Raw genomic sequence first — 15,147 nt, forward strand, 5'->3', positions numbered from 1 at the left:
TAACTAATGATTTATAATTTAATTCCCATGAAGCTCATGAACCCAAGGGCCATAAGTCCTGTAATGATAAAGGTGATCCCCAGTCCTCTAAGCGGAGCAGGAACGTTCGAGTAAGCGATCTTCTCGCGAATAGCGGCAATGGCAAGGATCGCCAGGAACCATCCGATCCCTGAACCTAATCCGTAAGTAGCAGCTTCCCCGATCCCGGCGAAGTCTTTCTGCTGCATGAACAGCGATCCTCCAAGAATCGCACAGTTTACTGCGATAAGCGGAAGGAAGATTCCCAGAGCTCCGTAAAGCGCCGGTGCGAACTTCTCAACGATCATCTCTACCAACTGTACCATCGAAGCGATCACCGCGATGAACATGATAAAGCTCAGGAAGCTCAGGTCGATATTAGCGTACTCAGCTCCTAACCAGGAAAGGGCCCCCGGACGAAGCAGGTAGTTATCCAGCAAGAAGTTGATAGGAACCGTGATCGATAATACGAAAATTACCGCTGCTCCAAGACCTACTGCTGTTTTCACAGTCTTCGATACTGCCAGATAGGAACACATTCCCAGGAAGTAGGCGAAAACCATGTTTTCTATAAAAATACTTCTGACAAAAAGATTTACGTAATCCATTATTCTGTAATTTTTTTAAGCCTGGAAGCTTAGTTCTTCTCAATTAATTTTCTGTTTCTGGCTCGCTGTACCCAGATCAATACCCCAACAACCAGCAGTGCCGCAGGCGATAGAAGCATTAATCCGTTGTTCTCATACCCTAGCGCATAAAGTCCGGTAGACTCTGCAAGAGTTACCCCTTTATGACCCAGTACTTCGAATCCGAAAAGCTTTCCTGAACCGAGAAGCTCTCTGAAGAAAGCCACGATCACAAGGATAAGACCATATCCGGCAGCATTACCAACACCATCAAGGAAAGACTTCCATACCCCGTTACCCAGGGCGAAGGCCTCAAGACGACCCATTACGATACAGTTGGTAATAATAAGACCAACGAATACCGAGAGCTCTTTACTCACATCATATGCGAAGGCTTTAAGCACCTGGTCTACCAGGATCACAAGAGCCGCAACAACCACCAGCTGAACGATGATACGAATACGGTTTGGGATCAGGTTTCTGATGATCGAGATGATCATATTAGCGAAGGCCATTACTGCCAATACGGCAATTGCCATAACTATGGCCGGCTTCAACTGAACGGTGATCGCCAGGGCCGAACAAATACCGAGTACCTGTACGGTGATCGGGTTATTGTCGTCCAGCGGATCAGTCAATAACTGTCTGTTCTTTTTAGAGAATAGAGGCTCCTTTTCTTCAGCAACGAAAAGCGTAAGTGGAGCTTTCTCTTTGTTATCTTTATTATGGGCCATAATTAGTTATTTAATGCTACGTTAACTTTCTGTGTTTTCAGGTATTCGATGTAGTAAGCCAAACGATCTTTGATCATATCGGTTACCCCATCACCGGTAATGGTAGCTCCGGAAATGGCATCAATGGCGTTATCGTCCTTGTTGTTACCACCCGAATAACCTTTCATTACATTAACTCCAACGAACTCTCCATTGTCGTTCAGGATCTTTTCATCCTTAAAGCGCTCTTCGAACCAGCTCTGAGTGATCTCAGCCCCAAGTCCGGGAGTCTCTCCTTTATGATCAAAAACAGCTCCTTTGATGGTGTTCACATCATCTTCCAATGAAATGTATCCCCAGATGGCATCCCATAGACCGGCACCTCTAAGCGGAATAATGTAAAAGTTCTGACCTTCTACCGAAGCCTTATACAAAGGGAAAAGCTGATCTTCGACCGGCTTTTTAACCTCTTTGGCAAGGTCGATATTAAAGGCGTTCACATCTTTATCGATACTACCGTCTGCGCGCAAAGCGATCTGCTCGGTAATATATTTATTGAATTGCTCTGCAGCTTCTGCTCTTTCCACATCGATCCCGATGGTGGTAAGGATGTTCTGCATTTTCTCCTGACGTACATTCTCTGCCTGCATAGGTTGCAGGGACGTTGCTGCTATAGCCAATGCCGAAGCAACCACGATCACCATAATGGTGGCAAAAATGAAAGTATACGCGTTACTATCTCTGTTCATAATTAAGCGGATTTAGCGGTTACAGTTGCTAATCTTTTCTTTCTTCTTTTAATACTTGCCTCGATCACGTAGTGGTCGATGGTCGGCGCAAATACGTTCATAAGCAGGATGGCAAGCATCACTCCTTCAGGATAAGCCGGGTTGAACACACGGATCATCACACTGAATACCCCAACTAAAATTCCGTAGATCCACTTTCCTTTATAGGTCTGTGCGGCAGAAACCGGATCGGTAGCCATAAACACAATACCAAAAGCAAGTCCTCCTACAATGAGGTGCTGGTACCAAGGGAAGCTCATCAGGGCATTTGCACCCCAAAGGTTAAACAGGAAGGCCATTGCAGCAGCTCCGATGAATCCACCAACAATAATTCTCCAGCTTCCGATACCTGTAAGGATCAACAACAAGGCTCCAAGACCAATAAATAATGTAGAGGTCTCTGCGATAGATCCCGGAATAGCTCCCGCGAACATGCTCCACATATCATAACTCACTTCCTTACCGGCAGCAAGCGACCCAAGAATGGTCTCTCCTGAAATACCATCCACATTAGAGGCTTCAGAAACCCATACCTTGTTTCCAGACATATAAGTAGGATAGGCGAAGAATGCAAAAGCACGAGCCATTAGCGCCGGGTTAAGGATGTTCATCCCTGTTCCTCCGAAGGCCTCTTTTCCGATAAGTACGGCAAAGGCCACAGAAACAGCCACCATCCAGAGTGGAATATCTACCGGCATGATCATCGGAATAAGCAATCCTGTAACCAGGTATCCCTCATTCACCTCGTGACCGCGGTAAATAGCAAAGATAAATTCAATACCAAGTCCCACCGCATAGGAAACAACGATCATAGGAACGATCTTCCATGCTCCGTGAAGGAAGGCATCAAAAAAGGTAAAAGCTTCTCCCGTCTGAGAGAAATACTGGTATCCTGTATTGTACATTCCGTAGATCAACGCCGGAATAAGGGCGAGTACCACAACCATCATGGTACGTTTAAGGTCTACCGCATCGCGGATGTGAGCCCCTTTCTTAGTTGTGTGATCCGGAACGAACAAAAAAGTATCGAACGCACTAAAAGCAGGAGCGAATTTCTCCCACTTCTGACCTTTCTCGAAAGGTCGCTTTAAGTCATCTAACTTCTTTCTTAAAAAACTCATAGCTATCTATTTTTAACCCACTTCCTGGATCATCAGGTCTAATGCTTCTCTGATGATGCTTTGGGCCTCAATTTTAGAGGTGTTAGTATAATCGATCAACGCGAAATCTTCAGGAGCAACCTCGTAGATACCCAGGTTTTCCATTTTTTCGATATTCGCAGCCATGCACTCCTTGAGCAGTTGCATTGGGAAGATATCCATAGGCATTACCTGCTCCATTTCACCGGTTACCACTAATGCACGCTCTTCCCCGTTCAGGTTCGTATTCACTTTGTATCGCTTGTTCGGGAACAACCATGAAAGTGAACTTCTCGACATACTCGGGATGTGGTTATCCTTGAATGGCAACCAACCGAACATACGGTGCTCCTTACCTTCAGGGATCATCGTGATCTCATTGGCGTAATAACCAACGTATCCGTCATTTGCTATATGATCTCCGGTAAGCACATTACCGCTAATGATCCTTACCGATGAAGAGATCTTACCTACCACATCGTGAACATTTGTTCCGATGCGCATGGTATAATATGCATTCTTTGGCGCTTCTGTACCTGCCAGAGCAACCATTCGGTCTGCCTGGAATTTACCGGTACGGAAGAAAGAACCAATGATAGCTACATCTTCAGGTCCTACCACCCAAACGCGCTCTCCTGCGTTGATCGGGTCGATATGATGGATCTGCACCCCAACGTTTCCGGCCGGGTGTGGTCCTGAAACCTTGTGAAGTGCTACCCCGTTGATCCCACTAAAAAGTCCGCTGCCCTTGGCATCGTAACACACGTGGGTTTTTCCAGAGGTAAGCTTGGCTATTGCCTCAAGTCCTGTTTTAAAATCGTCCATACGATCTTTTAACAGGAACTCCACATCGGCGCTCAGTGGCGCGGTAGACATGGCAGAAACGAAAATGGCCTTAGGAGCCTCCTCCGGATTTGCGATCACGTCGTACGGACGCTGCTTGATGAACGGCCAGCAACCTCCTGCAAGAAGGTGCTCTTTAACCTCGGTTCCAGACATCTGAGAAACATCTTTAGAACCGTGGTCCACGTAAGTGTCTTCAGTATCCGCTTCAATTATTACTTCAAGAATTCTTCGCTTGGCACCTCTTCTGATCTCCGTAAGGGTTCCGCTAACAGGAGCTACGAACTTAACGCTGTCGCTGTATTTGGAAAAGAAGATCACCTCTCCCGCCTTAACGGAAGCACCTTCCTTGACCACCATCTTAGGGGTCACACCGTGAAAATCTGTAGGTTTAATAGCGAATTTCTTAGACCTGGGAGCAGTAGAAACTGTTTTCTCTGCCACACCTTGCAGCTTAATATCTAAGCCTTTTCTAATCTTAATGTCGTTTGACATGCTATCTATGCTAATGAAATTAGTTAACTCAAAAATTCCAGCAAATTTAATAATTATAAGATTGTTCCCATAATAAATACCCATATTTTTGGTGAAGGAAAAGCCTGCAAAAAAGCACTTTTAAAATTGTTTATCTTTAGAAAAAATACACTCAACCAAATGCGTCGAATCGCCCTTACTTTGTTACTTTTATTACACAACATACCGCTCATTCTTGCGCAGGTTCAAAGTGAGATCGCTCCACCGGAGAACATCCGGTCTGTAGTGTTTACAGGCAACAACAATGCCGCCCAGTTCCCGATCGTGCGTTTGGGCGAAAGAATGCAGCTACGTTTCGACGACCTCTATGCAGACGAAGCCGATTATTACTACCGTATAGAACATTGTAATTACGACTGGACCCCCTCCAACCTCGTCAAGAATCAATACCTCGACGGACTCGACAATCAACGTATTCAGCAGTACGACAATTCTCTGGCCACCCTGCAACCCTACACTTCCTATTATCTCCAGCTTCCGAACGGTCAAACAGGCCTGCGCCTCACCGGAAACTACATTCTCAAGATCTACGACCAGGCAGACCACCTGGTATTCTCACGCAGGTTCATCATCTTCAAAAACGCCGTTAGCGTCGGCGGCATAGCAAAGCGCCCGAGGGATTTTGAACTCCTCAACACAGGGCAGCGAATAGAATTCTCGATCAACCAGGGCGACTTCAATCTGGTGAATCCGCAACAGGAGGTTAAAGTGAGCATCTTGCAGAACAGTAATTTTCAAACCGAAAAACGAGACATCAAACCCCAGTTCATTTCCGGCGGACAGCTACTTTACAAATACGAAAAAGAAACCACCTTTGAGGGCGGCAATGAATACCTCAACACCGACACCAAAGACATCAGGGTGAGCACCAATACCATCTCACGCATCGAACTCAAGAACCGCTACAACACCTATTTATACACCAATACAACACGTAGAGAACAACCCTATACCTACTTCCCCGATATCAACGGAGATTTTTTAGTGAATCTCGGACAAGGCGTACAGAACGACCCCAATACCGAGGCCGACTATTGCTTTGTGCATTTCAGCCTCGCTTACGAGCCCTGGATGGGATTAAAAGACATCTATGTATACGGAAAGTTCAACAACTACGAATTACAGGAAGAAAATAAACTTCGGTTTAACGAAAAGAACAACACCCTCGAAACCACCATCTTCTTAAAACAAGGCTTTTACAACTTCAAATATGTGATCAGAAACACCGATGGCAGCATCGACCAAAATGCGATTAGCGGCAACCATTGGCAAACCGAGAACGAATACCTCATCACGGTGTACTACAGGGACTTTGGCGCCCAGTACGACAGTGTGATCGGTATGGCCAACATCAGTTCTGTAGACATATCCAACTAACCACCGATATGAGCGACAAACCCGAGATCAAAAAAAGCTACCTGCCCGCCAGAAAGCAGTTCAAATACAGAGGGCAACGCTGCCTGAACTGCGACCACCCCCTGGATACCAGCGATAAATATTGTGCGAATTGCGGCCAGTTGAACTCAACTAAGAAAGTCACCTTTACCGACCTCTTTGATGAATTTTTTGGCAGCCTGATCTCTTACGACTCCAAACTGCGACAAACATTAAAAGCCCTCCTGCTAAAACCGGGCAAGATCACCAGAGAATACATCGAAGGGAAACGGGTATCGTATACCAATCCGTTTCGTTTTCTCCTGAGTCTTTGTATCGTTTATTTCCTGATGATCGGGTATACCACCAACCTCGAAAATCTGAATGACACCTCAAAAACTGCCACAGAACTCATCAATGAAGATCCTCAAAAAGCAGAAAGCATCATAGACTCCCTGGAGAAAAAAGGTATTCTTTCTGGCGATATTAACCGGGAGATCAACAACCAGCAGACCAAGGACTCCATCCTGTCGGCGATAGACACCGTTCGTTACGGCATGAATCTCATCTTAGATTCCCAAAACCGCAAGGACTCTCTTGTCAAGGTCGACCCGGTTGAGTTTTACAATAAAATGATCTCAGATACCCTTAGCGACTTCGAACGCTTTGGAAAGTTTTGCGAGTTTTACCACCGGGCGGTAAAACACGAACATTTTAAAACAGAAGAAGAGGCCAGAAGCCTTTTACCCACCAAACTGGAGGGTTCAGAATTGTGGGCCTTCAGAATAGGGAGGAGCTCTTATCGCGTTCGCCAGGAGCCGGGCACCTTCTTAAACACGGCCATTTCACGACTCCCTTTCTTCATCTTCTTTTTCCTTCCCATATTCGCCATTTTTATATGGGCACTTTACATCCGAAGACCTTTCTTCTATATGGACCACCTCATATTCAGCTTTCATTGCCAATCGCTCTTTATCATTCTCCTTATGTTCGCCGCCATTATCGAATGGCTCACAGGTTACGGAGTCAATTGGATCGCAGTGATCTTATTTTCTTTCTACCTCTACAAGGCCATGAGGGCGTTTTATCGACAAGGACGTCTTAAAACTATTTTAAAATTCCTCATCCTGAACACAATTTTTGTATTTTTAGCGAGTATAAGTATCGCTATCTTCCTCTCTGGTAGCGCTTTAACCTATAGATCAGGATGATCACGAAAGTAACAAAAGGCATAAAGATCTCTGTGAAAACCAGTTATGAAGGTACCTTCTTCAAGAACTACAGGAATCACTTTGCCTTTGGTTACCACATCACCATCGAAAACCAAAGTAAAGACCCTGTACAGCTGCTGGCTAGGCACTGGGAGATCTACGACGCCCTTAATCCGCTGGAAATGGTAGATGGCGAAGGAGTGATCGGAAAAAAACCGGTGCTACACCCCGGAGAAACCCACACCTATAGCTCAGGCTGCCTGCTTACATCACCTATCGGCGCCATGAAAGGTCATTATATGATGATCAACTATGCCAGTACCCAGCATTTCAAGGTATATGTTCCCACCTTCAGACTCAGCGCTCCTTTCACGCTTAATTAAGGAATAATCAGTTTCTTTTGATTTTTTTTAGCAATTCCCATTTATTACATTTGCTGTCGAGCAACAACCTCAAAAAAGTATAAAATGGGAAAAGGATTTTTTCAAGTACCTCCGGCGGTTAATGAGCCGGTAAGGTCTTATGCTCCGGGAACTCCGGAACGCGAATCAGTGCTAAAGCAATACAAAGAGTTTTACAACAGCACGGTAGATATACCTCTTTATATTGGTAGCGAAGAGATCAGAACCGGGAACACCCGAACCATGTCTCCCCCACACGATCACCAACATGTGGTAGGAACATATCACCTGGCAGAAAAGGAGCATGTGGAAAAAGCCATGAAGAACGCCCTGGAAGCCAGAACAAAGTGGGCAGCTCTTAGTTGGGAGCACCGCGCTGCGATCTTCCTTAAAGCCGCAGACCTTATTGCCGGTCCTTACAGAGATAAAATGAACGCCTCCACGATGATGGCGCAATCCAAAAATATATTCCAGGCAGAGATCGACGCGGCCTGTGAGATCATCGACTTCCTGAGATTCAACGTAGAATTCATGTCGCAGATCTACAACGACCAGCCCCTCTCTGACGACGGGATCTGGAACCGTGTAGAATACAGACCTCTTGAAGGATTCGTATACGCCATCACTCCGTTTAACTTTACCGCTATTGCCGGAAACCTTCCTGCAAGTGCAGCAATGATGGGGAACGTGGTTGTTTGGAAACCAAGTGACCACCAGATCTTTTCTGCGAAGGTGATTGTTGACGTGTTTAAAGAAGCTGGTTTACCCGATGGCGTGATCAACGTTGTTTACGGAGATCCGGTAATGATCACCGATACCCTCCTTGACAGCCCTGACTTTGCCGGGATCCACTTTACGGGATCTACCGAAGTATTCAAAGGACTTTGGAAAAAGATCGGAAACAACATCGATAAATATAAGACCTACCCGAGAATCGTTGGAGAGACCGGAGGTAAAGACTTTATCATCGCCCACCCTTCAAGCAACGCCAAGCAGGTAGCTACCGCCATTAGCCGTGGAGCATTCGAATTCCAGGGACAAAAATGTAGCGCTGCCTCACGCGTTTACTTACCGAAATCATTGGCCGACGAAGTGCTTGATTTCGTAAAAGAAGATATCGCATCATTTAAAATGGGATCGCCGGAAGACATGAGCAATTTCATCACTGCCGTGATCCACGAAGGTTCTTTTGATAAACTCGCAGGGTATATCGATCGTGCGAAGGCCGATAAGGAAGCGGAAGTGATCGCCGGAGGAAACTACGATAAATCAAAAGGGTATTTCGTAGAACCAACCGTGATCCTTACTACCGATCCGCAATACGTAACCATGACCACCGAATTATTCGGACCAGTGGTAACCGTATACATCTATGAAGACGACCAATGGAGCGAAACACTCAAGCTCGTTGACAACACTTCTGAGTACGCATTAACAGGAGCCGTATTCTCAGGAGATCGTTACACTATTGAAGAAGCTGTGAAGGCACTGGAGAACTGTGCCGGAAACTTCTACATCAACGACAAGCCGACAGGTGCCGTTGTAGGCCAGCAGCCATTTGGTGGAGCGCGAGCTTCAGGAACCAATGATAAGGCCGGTTCTATGCAGAACCTGCTGAGATGGGTTTCTCCAAGACTTATCAAGGAGACTTTTGTTTCTCCTGCAGATTACCGTTATCCGTTCCTGGGATAACAAGGGAATAACTACTTTTAAAAACCGGCCGCTTTTGCGAGCCGGTTTTTTTATGCTACAAGGTTATGAAGTTATAAGGTTACGAAGTTACAAGGTGATGCGGTGATACAGTTATACGGTGATACAGTGACGCGGTGATACGGTGATACGGTGATACGGTGAGTGGACTCAAGACCAAGCAATTATTAATGATGTCTTATTTTAACTTTTAGTACGGCACTAAAGGCTTACACCACATCGTCTTTCCTCTTTATTCTTGAATCTTTGCTCCGTTGAGGCAGTGACGCAGTGATGCAGTCATACGGTGATATGGTGAGTGTACTCGAGATCAAGCAATTATTAATGATGTCATATTTCAACTTTTAGTACGGCTCCAAAAGGCTTACACCACATCGTCTTTCTTCTATATTCTTGGCTCTTTGCTCCGATTATACTGTGATGTAGTGATACAGAATCAAACTGTCAGGGGGCAATCAAAACATCCGTAATTCAAAATCTAAAATTTAGAATTCAAAACCCATTACTCTTTTCTCTTTACTCTTTACGCTTTACTCTTTACTCTTTTCTCTTTTCTCTTGCCTCAGTGAAACGGTTAGACGGCTAGACGGTTAGACGGTAAAGCAGATCTGCAAAATTGATGAATCGCAAAATTGATGAACGCAGACTTCACTTTCAACCTCCATCTCACCGTGATCCATCCTCCCCTCTCCCAACTGCCCAACCAATTCTCTATTCCCTACTCCCTACTCCCCATTCCCTTCACTTCAATGTTACCTTAATGTTAAGAGAATGTTACGTAAATCTTTTTTTAATGTAAAAAAATTGTATATTTACCTTAAGAATCAAAACCGTAACGACCATGAAGAACGAAGATAAATACTGCATTTTAAGCGTAAAATATTCCATCACCGAGTGCAATGGCGAAGCAGAAGAAACCATGAATACCACCAAAATGGAACATGTTTTTACGGCAAGAGATAAATCTGCTCTACTTCAAAAGATCGAGCGTTTCGAGGACCGGTTGCGCGAAAGACAACAACTAAGAACTAAACGCAACCTGCTCACTAAAGTCACAGATGGCATCTCCGGCTTTATGGATCGGTATCGATACAGTTACCGATCACTGATCAACATGTGATCACGGTTTGTACTTAAGGGGAAGATGAACCACCTTTTTCGTCTCGAAAAAAGGATCGTCAAAATAATCTTTAAGATCGTAAAGAGTTACATTTTTATAGGCGGCTAATTCTTCACTCAGGTCTCCGCCTTTCAAATAGAGGATTCCGTTCTTGAGCTCATGAACAGAATCCTTTTTTGTTTTACCCTTCACCCATTTTACGAAATCAGGCATACGGGTAACAGCCCTACTTACAACAAAGTCAAACTGGCCTTTAACCTTTTCGGCCCGTTGGTGAGCTGCCGTTACATTATCGAGTTCAAGAGCATCGGCAACAGCCTGCACTACTTTGATCTTTTTACCAATAGCATCTACAAGATGAAATTTTACCTCGGGAAAAAGTATCGCAAGTGGTATTCCCGGGAATCCACCGCCGGTACCTACGTCGAGAATATCGCTCCCCGGCTTGAAGGCTTGCACCTTGGCGATACCCAGAGAATGCAAGACATGACGCACATACAATTCGTCGATATCCTTACGGCTTATCACATTGATCTTAGCATTCCACTCGGTGTACAAAGCCTCAAGTCGCTCCATTTGAGCAACCTGCTCTGACGATAGATCCGGGAAATGCGAATGAACGGTCTGTAGGGTCATGATCTTTAAATTTTCGACAAAATTAACCAAATAAGTCTCTTTTTTACAGAAGATTTAAAGTTACTACTTTTTAAATATTCTTATTTTTGCCCATTAACCTATATCTTATGATTCGGAATTTCATTTGTATATTCCGGAAAATGCAATCATCATTATGACAGAAAATCATCGAACAACCATTCGATTCTCAAGGAGAGACACAGCTAAGTTCTTCAAGACACTAAATTCAAGAGTAAACGAGTACTTCAAAGAAAACAACATCAAAAAAACCGGAAACTGGAAACTACACCTTAAATCGGTGATCATGTTCTCTATTTTCCTCACCCCCTACTTCCTGATCCTCACCCTCGACATGAACCAGTGGCTTCAGCTATTGCTTACCATTGTCATTGGAGTTGGGATGGCAGGTGTAGGAATGAATGTCATGCACGACGGGAACCACGGTTCTTATTCTTCTAAAAAATGGCTCAACAAGATCATGGGAGCCAGCATTTACATCCTTGCCGGGAATGTGTACAACTGGCAGGTACAGCACAATGTACTGCACCACACCTACACAAATATCCCTGGCCATGACGAAGATCTCGACGCAGGTCGCATCATTCGCTTTTCCAAGCACAGTCAATGGAGAAGATTTCACCGCTTTCAGCATTACTATTCGGTATTCCTATACGGACTCCTAACCCTGAACTGGGCGATCACTACCGATTTTAAACAAATGCGCAGCTATATGAAGCGTAAACTATCTTACGGTAAATTCCCTAACCCTACGAAAGAATGGAGCATCCTTATCATCACAAAGATCATTTACCTCAGTATCTGGATCGTGATCCCAATGGTTGTTCTTGACATCGCATGGTGGAAGATCCTTATCGGATTCTTTGCAATGCATTACACCGCAGGGCTTATCCTGAGTATTGTATTCCAGCTTGCTCATATTGTTGAAGAAACAGAAACCGTAGCTCCGGACAAAGCAGGTACGATCAAGAATACCTGGGCGATCCACCAGTTGTTCACTACCTCGAATTTTGCAACTAACAACAAACTGGTTAACTGGTTTACCGGAGGACTTAACCACCAGGTTGAGCATCATATTTTCCCGAACATAAGCCACATTCACTATACAGCAATCGCAAAGATCGTTAAGGAAACAGCTAAGGAATTCAACCTCCCTTATTACGAGTACAAAACCACCAGGAAAGCCATTCTATCGCATTTCAGACACCTGAAAGCTTTAGGGCAGAATCCGGAACTAGCCTAATATCAAAAAACCAACAAAGCACACCCTATGAGCAAATTGCTATCCGAAAGGATCTTAAACATGAGCACATCGGCCACCTTGGCCATGGCTGCTAAGGCAAGGGAACTCAAATCTGAAGGTCAGGACATCATTGGCCTGAGTCTTGGAGAACCCGATTTCAACACTCCCGACTTTATCAAAGAGGCCGCAAAAGAAGCGATCGATCAGAATTATAACAGCTACTCTCCAGTTGATGGTTACGGAGACCTGAAAACAGCGATCATCAACAAATTCAAAAGAGACAACAACCTCGAATACAAACCCTCTCAGATCGTAGTATCTACAGGTGCGAAGCAGTCCCTGGCCAATGTTGCCATGGCGGTGATCAATCCGGGGGATGAAGTTATCCTCCCCGCACCTTATTGGGTAAGCTACTCTGAGATCGTAAAACTTGCTGAAGGTATTCCGGTAGAGGTAGCGACCACCATAGAGAACGATTTTAAAATGACTCCCGACCAACTCGAGGCAGCCATTACCCCAAAAACAAAAATGTTGTGGTACAGCTCGCCTTGCAACCCAAGTGGTTCGGTATACAGTAAAGAAGAACTCGAAGCTCTTGCCGCTGTGTTGCGCAAGCATCCCGGGATCATCGTTGTTTCTGACGAGATCTACGAACACATTAACTTCTCCGGAGGACATTTCAGCATGGCTTCCTGCGAAGGCATGTACGACCGTACGGTTACCGTGAACGGGGTTTCTAAAGCATTTGCCATGACCGGATGGCGTATCGGATACATCGGAGCACCGGAGTACCTGGCACGCGCCTGTAATAAGATCCAGGGACAGATCACCAGTGGTGCCAATTGTATCGCACAACGCGCCACCATCGCTGCTCTTGAAGCTCCGGTAAGTAAGATCGGTTACATGATCGAAAAATTCCACGAGCGCAGAGACCTGGTTCTCGGACTCCTCGGAGAGATCCCCGGAATGAAACTAAACGTGCCGGAAGGAGCCTTCTACGTTTTCCCGGATATATCAGACTTCTTTGGAAAGACTATCAAAGGAAAAACCATCAACAATGCCACCGACCTTTCCATGCTTCTCCTGGAAGAAGCACACGTGGCAACGGTTACCGGTGAAGCCTTTGGAAATCCGAACTGTATTCGTATTTCTTATGCCGCTTCTGAAGCCGAGCTTAAGGAAGCTATCAAAAGAATAAAAGACGTGCTAACCGCTTAAGACCAGTAAGCACACGTACACAAAAAAACGAGGCTCAACGGCCTCGTTTTTTTATGATCGTCAAACAACGATCATATCTTTTTCCAGAATATAGGCGAGAACAGAATGAGTACGGTGAACACCTCGAGCCTTCCAACCAGCATCAAAAACGCACACCACCATTTACCCAATACCGGCAGGCTGTTAAAATTAGCCAGCGGATACAGATCACCAAAGGCAGGACCGACATTACCAAGGGAGGAAGCTGCACCACCAATTGCCGTTTCAAAATCGAGTCCCATGACCCCCAGCACCAAGGCTCCAAAGATGAACAAAAGCATGTATAGAATGAAAAATCCGAGAATGTTATATACGATGTTCTCATAAACCATCTTCCCGTTAAATCGCACCGGAATGATCGCATTGGGATGCAGGGTGCGCTTAAATTCCAGGAGTCCGTTCTTGATCATTAGCATATGCCGTACCACTTTTACCCCACCTGAAGTGGAACCTGCAGACCCACCCAGAAACATGAGCCCGAAGAACAATACCGTAAGAAAGGGTGTCCACCCCGTGAAGTCGGCCGTAACAAATCCGGTGGTCGTGATCACCGAGATCACCTGGAACAGGGAATGTCTGAAAGCACTCTCACCGGCCCCGAGCACCATGGGGTGATAATCGCTCACAGGCACATTAGCCCGCAGATACACCACCAATGCTGCCAATACGGTCAACACCCCAATGATCACGGCATAGAACCGAAACTCATCGTCCTTATAGAGCTTAGTGAACTTCCCTTTGAACATATAATAGCTCAAAACAAAGTTGGTCCCGGCCAAAAACATAAAGAGGATCACGATATACTGCACCAAGGGATTATCATTCCAATATGCCAAACTTGCATTCTTGGTAGAGAAACCACCTGTAGACAAGGTTGCCATAGCGTGATTGATGGCATCAAAGAAGTTCATCCCGGCAAGGTAAAGCAATAAAGTCTCTGCCGCCGTATACCCCACATAAATGAACCACAACCGTTTAGCAGTATCGGTGATCCTGGGGTGTAACTTATCGGCACTGGGCCCGGGTGCTTCAGCAGCAAAAAGCTGCATCCCTCCAATTCCAAGTAAAGGCAAAATAGCAATGGCCAGTACAATGATCCCCATACCACCGATCCAGTGGGTCATACTCCTCCAGAACAGAATACCCTCAGGAAGCACTTCTATATCGTCAAGAATAGACGCCCCCGTAGTGGTAAATCCGCTCATGGTCTCAAAAAAGGCATCGGTAACAGAAGGTATGGCGCCGGTAAAGAGGTAAGGCAGCATCCCTGCGGCCGACATACAGAGCCAACCCAGGGTAACGATCATATACCCTTCCCGTTTCTTTACATCCTTCTTGTGCTCACGGGTAGTGAACATCATGAGGGTCCCAAAAAAAACAGTGGTCAGTCCGGCCAGACTTATCTCCAGGGTAAAACCATCTTTATAAAGCGCACTCACCAGGGCTGCAAGCAACATAAAGCCCCCGTTAAAGAGCAGTAGCAACCCCATTAAGTGGATAATGATCCTGGTGTTTA

Annotated in this window: 14 protein-coding genes; 7 read left to right on the forward strand and 7 right to left on the reverse strand. The window is 45.4% G+C overall.

Features of this window, described 5'->3' with window-relative positions; translation table 11 throughout:
• Positions 1–11: 11 nt before the first annotated feature.
• The 5 genes from nqrE to IS446_RS02805 are packed head-to-tail and all read right to left on the reverse strand — an operon-like array spanning position 12 to position 4,622.
• On the reverse strand, positions 12–626 hold the full coding sequence (nqrE, locus tag IS446_RS02785; RefSeq protein WP_203058354.1) for an NADH:ubiquinone reductase (Na(+)-transporting) subunit E: 615 nt from the start codon (positions 624–626) through the stop codon (positions 12–14).
• 29 nt (positions 627–655) lie between these two features.
• Positions 656–1,378, reverse strand: a complete 723-nt coding sequence (locus IS446_RS02790) for an NADH:ubiquinone reductase (Na(+)-transporting) subunit D (RefSeq protein ID WP_203058355.1) — start codon at positions 1,376–1,378, stop codon at positions 656–658.
• A gap of 2 nt (positions 1,379–1,380) precedes the next feature.
• On the reverse strand, positions 1,381–2,106 hold the full coding sequence (gene nqrC, locus IS446_RS02795; protein WP_203058356.1) for an NADH:ubiquinone reductase (Na(+)-transporting) subunit C: 726 nt from the start codon (positions 2,104–2,106) through the stop codon (positions 1,381–1,383).
• Between the two features lie 2 nt (positions 2,107–2,108).
• Positions 2,109–3,266: an NADH:ubiquinone reductase (Na(+)-transporting) subunit B gene (locus tag IS446_RS02800; protein WP_203058357.1), complete on the reverse strand. Its 1,158-nt coding sequence runs from the start codon at positions 3,264–3,266 to the stop codon at positions 2,109–2,111.
• A 12-nt stretch (positions 3,267–3,278) separates the two neighbouring features.
• Positions 3,279–4,622, reverse strand: coding sequence for a Na(+)-translocating NADH-quinone reductase subunit A (locus IS446_RS02805; RefSeq protein WP_203058358.1), 1,344 nt, complete (start codon positions 4,620–4,622; stop codon positions 3,279–3,281).
• A 159-nt stretch (positions 4,623–4,781) separates the two neighbouring features.
• Here IS446_RS02805 and IS446_RS02810 point away from each other — a divergent pair, with 159 nt between their 5' ends.
• From IS446_RS02810 to IS446_RS02830, 5 genes are all read left to right on the forward strand, one after another.
• Complete coding sequence (locus tag IS446_RS02810; RefSeq protein WP_203058360.1) at positions 4,782–6,038, forward strand: type IX secretion system plug protein; 1,257 nt, start codon at positions 4,782–4,784, stop codon at positions 6,036–6,038.
• A gap of 8 nt (positions 6,039–6,046) precedes the next feature.
• A complete protein-coding gene (locus tag IS446_RS02815; RefSeq protein WP_203058361.1) occupies positions 6,047–7,246 on the forward strand; it encodes a DUF3667 domain-containing protein in 1,200 nt (399 codons plus the stop codon).
• Positions 7,243–7,629: a Co2+/Mg2+ efflux protein ApaG gene (gene apaG, locus IS446_RS02820; protein ID WP_203058365.1), complete on the forward strand. Its 387-nt coding sequence runs from the start codon at positions 7,243–7,245 to the stop codon at positions 7,627–7,629. Before IS446_RS02815 ends, apaG begins: the two co-directional genes overlap by 4 nt.
• A gap of 84 nt (positions 7,630–7,713) precedes the next feature.
• Complete coding sequence (pruA, locus tag IS446_RS02825; RefSeq protein WP_203058367.1) at positions 7,714–9,339, forward strand: L-glutamate gamma-semialdehyde dehydrogenase; 1,626 nt, start codon at positions 7,714–7,716, stop codon at positions 9,337–9,339.
• Between the two features lie 859 nt (positions 9,340–10,198).
• A complete protein-coding gene (locus IS446_RS02830; protein ID WP_203058368.1) occupies positions 10,199–10,477 on the forward strand; it encodes a hypothetical protein in 279 nt (92 codons plus the stop codon).
• On the opposite strand, the gene rsmG is transcribed toward IS446_RS02830, so the two are convergent.
• Positions 10,478–11,113: a 16S rRNA (guanine(527)-N(7))-methyltransferase RsmG gene (gene rsmG / locus IS446_RS02835; RefSeq protein WP_203058369.1), complete on the reverse strand. Its 636-nt coding sequence runs from the start codon at positions 11,111–11,113 to the stop codon at positions 10,478–10,480.
• A gap of 154 nt (positions 11,114–11,267) precedes the next feature.
• Between rsmG and IS446_RS02840 the strand changes: the two genes are divergently transcribed.
• Entirely contained in the window at positions 11,268–12,374 is a 1,107-nt protein-coding gene (locus tag IS446_RS02840; protein ID WP_203058370.1) for a fatty acid desaturase family protein, read from the forward strand.
• Positions 12,375–12,401: 27 nt separating this feature from the next.
• On the forward strand, positions 12,402–13,592 hold the full coding sequence (locus tag IS446_RS02845; protein ID WP_203058371.1) for a pyridoxal phosphate-dependent aminotransferase: 1,191 nt from the start codon (positions 12,402–12,404) through the stop codon (positions 13,590–13,592).
• A gap of 71 nt (positions 13,593–13,663) precedes the next feature.
• Here the strand turns inward: IS446_RS02845 and IS446_RS02850 are convergent, their stop codons facing one another.
• Positions 13,664–15,121, reverse strand: coding sequence for a TrkH family potassium uptake protein (locus IS446_RS02850; protein ID WP_203058421.1), 1,458 nt, complete (start codon positions 15,119–15,121; stop codon positions 13,664–13,666).
• Positions 15,122–15,147: the final 26 nt, after the last annotated feature.

The sequence above is a fragment of the Robertkochia sediminum genome (assembly GCF_016786255.1).
GTDB lineage: Bacteria > Bacteroidota > Bacteroidia > Flavobacteriales > Flavobacteriaceae > Robertkochia > Robertkochia sediminum.

What these genes read in the sequence shown, in the direction of transcription:
- IS446_RS02850 (WP_203058421.1), bottom strand. Translation starts at nt 15,121, where the DNA reads ATGGGGTTGCTACTGCTCTTTAACGGGGGCTTTATGTTGCTTGCAGCC.
- IS446_RS02800 (WP_203058357.1), bottom strand. Translation starts at nt 3,266, where the DNA reads ATGAGTTTTTTAAGAAAGAAGTTAGATGACTTAAAGCGACCTTTCGAG.
- IS446_RS02815 (WP_203058361.1), top strand. Translation starts at nt 6,047, where the DNA reads ATGAGCGACAAACCCGAGATCAAAAAAAGCTACCTGCCCGCCAGAAAG.
- IS446_RS02810 (WP_203058360.1), top strand. Translation starts at nt 4,782, where the DNA reads ATGCGTCGAATCGCCCTTACTTTGTTACTTTTATTACACAACATACCG.
- IS446_RS02805 (WP_203058358.1), bottom strand. Translation starts at nt 4,622, where the DNA reads ATGTCAAACGACATTAAGATTAGAAAAGGCTTAGATATTAAGCTGCAA.
- IS446_RS02840 (WP_203058370.1), top strand. Translation starts at nt 11,268, where the DNA reads ATGACAGAAAATCATCGAACAACCATTCGATTCTCAAGGAGAGACACA.
- IS446_RS02790 (WP_203058355.1), bottom strand. Translation starts at nt 1,378, where the DNA reads ATGGCCCATAATAAAGATAACAAAGAGAAAGCTCCACTTACGCTTTTC.
- IS446_RS02845 (WP_203058371.1), top strand. Translation starts at nt 12,402, where the DNA reads ATGAGCAAATTGCTATCCGAAAGGATCTTAAACATGAGCACATCGGCC.
- apaG (WP_203058365.1), top strand. Translation starts at nt 7,243, where the DNA reads ATGATCACGAAAGTAACAAAAGGCATAAAGATCTCTGTGAAAACCAGT.
- pruA (WP_203058367.1), top strand. Translation starts at nt 7,714, where the DNA reads ATGGGAAAAGGATTTTTTCAAGTACCTCCGGCGGTTAATGAGCCGGTA.
- nqrE (WP_203058354.1), bottom strand. Translation starts at nt 626, where the DNA reads ATGGATTACGTAAATCTTTTTGTCAGAAGTATTTTTATAGAAAACATG.
- rsmG (WP_203058369.1), bottom strand. Translation starts at nt 11,113, where the DNA reads ATGACCCTACAGACCGTTCATTCGCATTTCCCGGATCTATCGTCAGAG.
- IS446_RS02830 (WP_203058368.1), top strand. Translation starts at nt 10,199, where the DNA reads ATGAAGAACGAAGATAAATACTGCATTTTAAGCGTAAAATATTCCATC.
- nqrC (WP_203058356.1), bottom strand. Translation starts at nt 2,106, where the DNA reads ATGAACAGAGATAGTAACGCGTATACTTTCATTTTTGCCACCATTATG.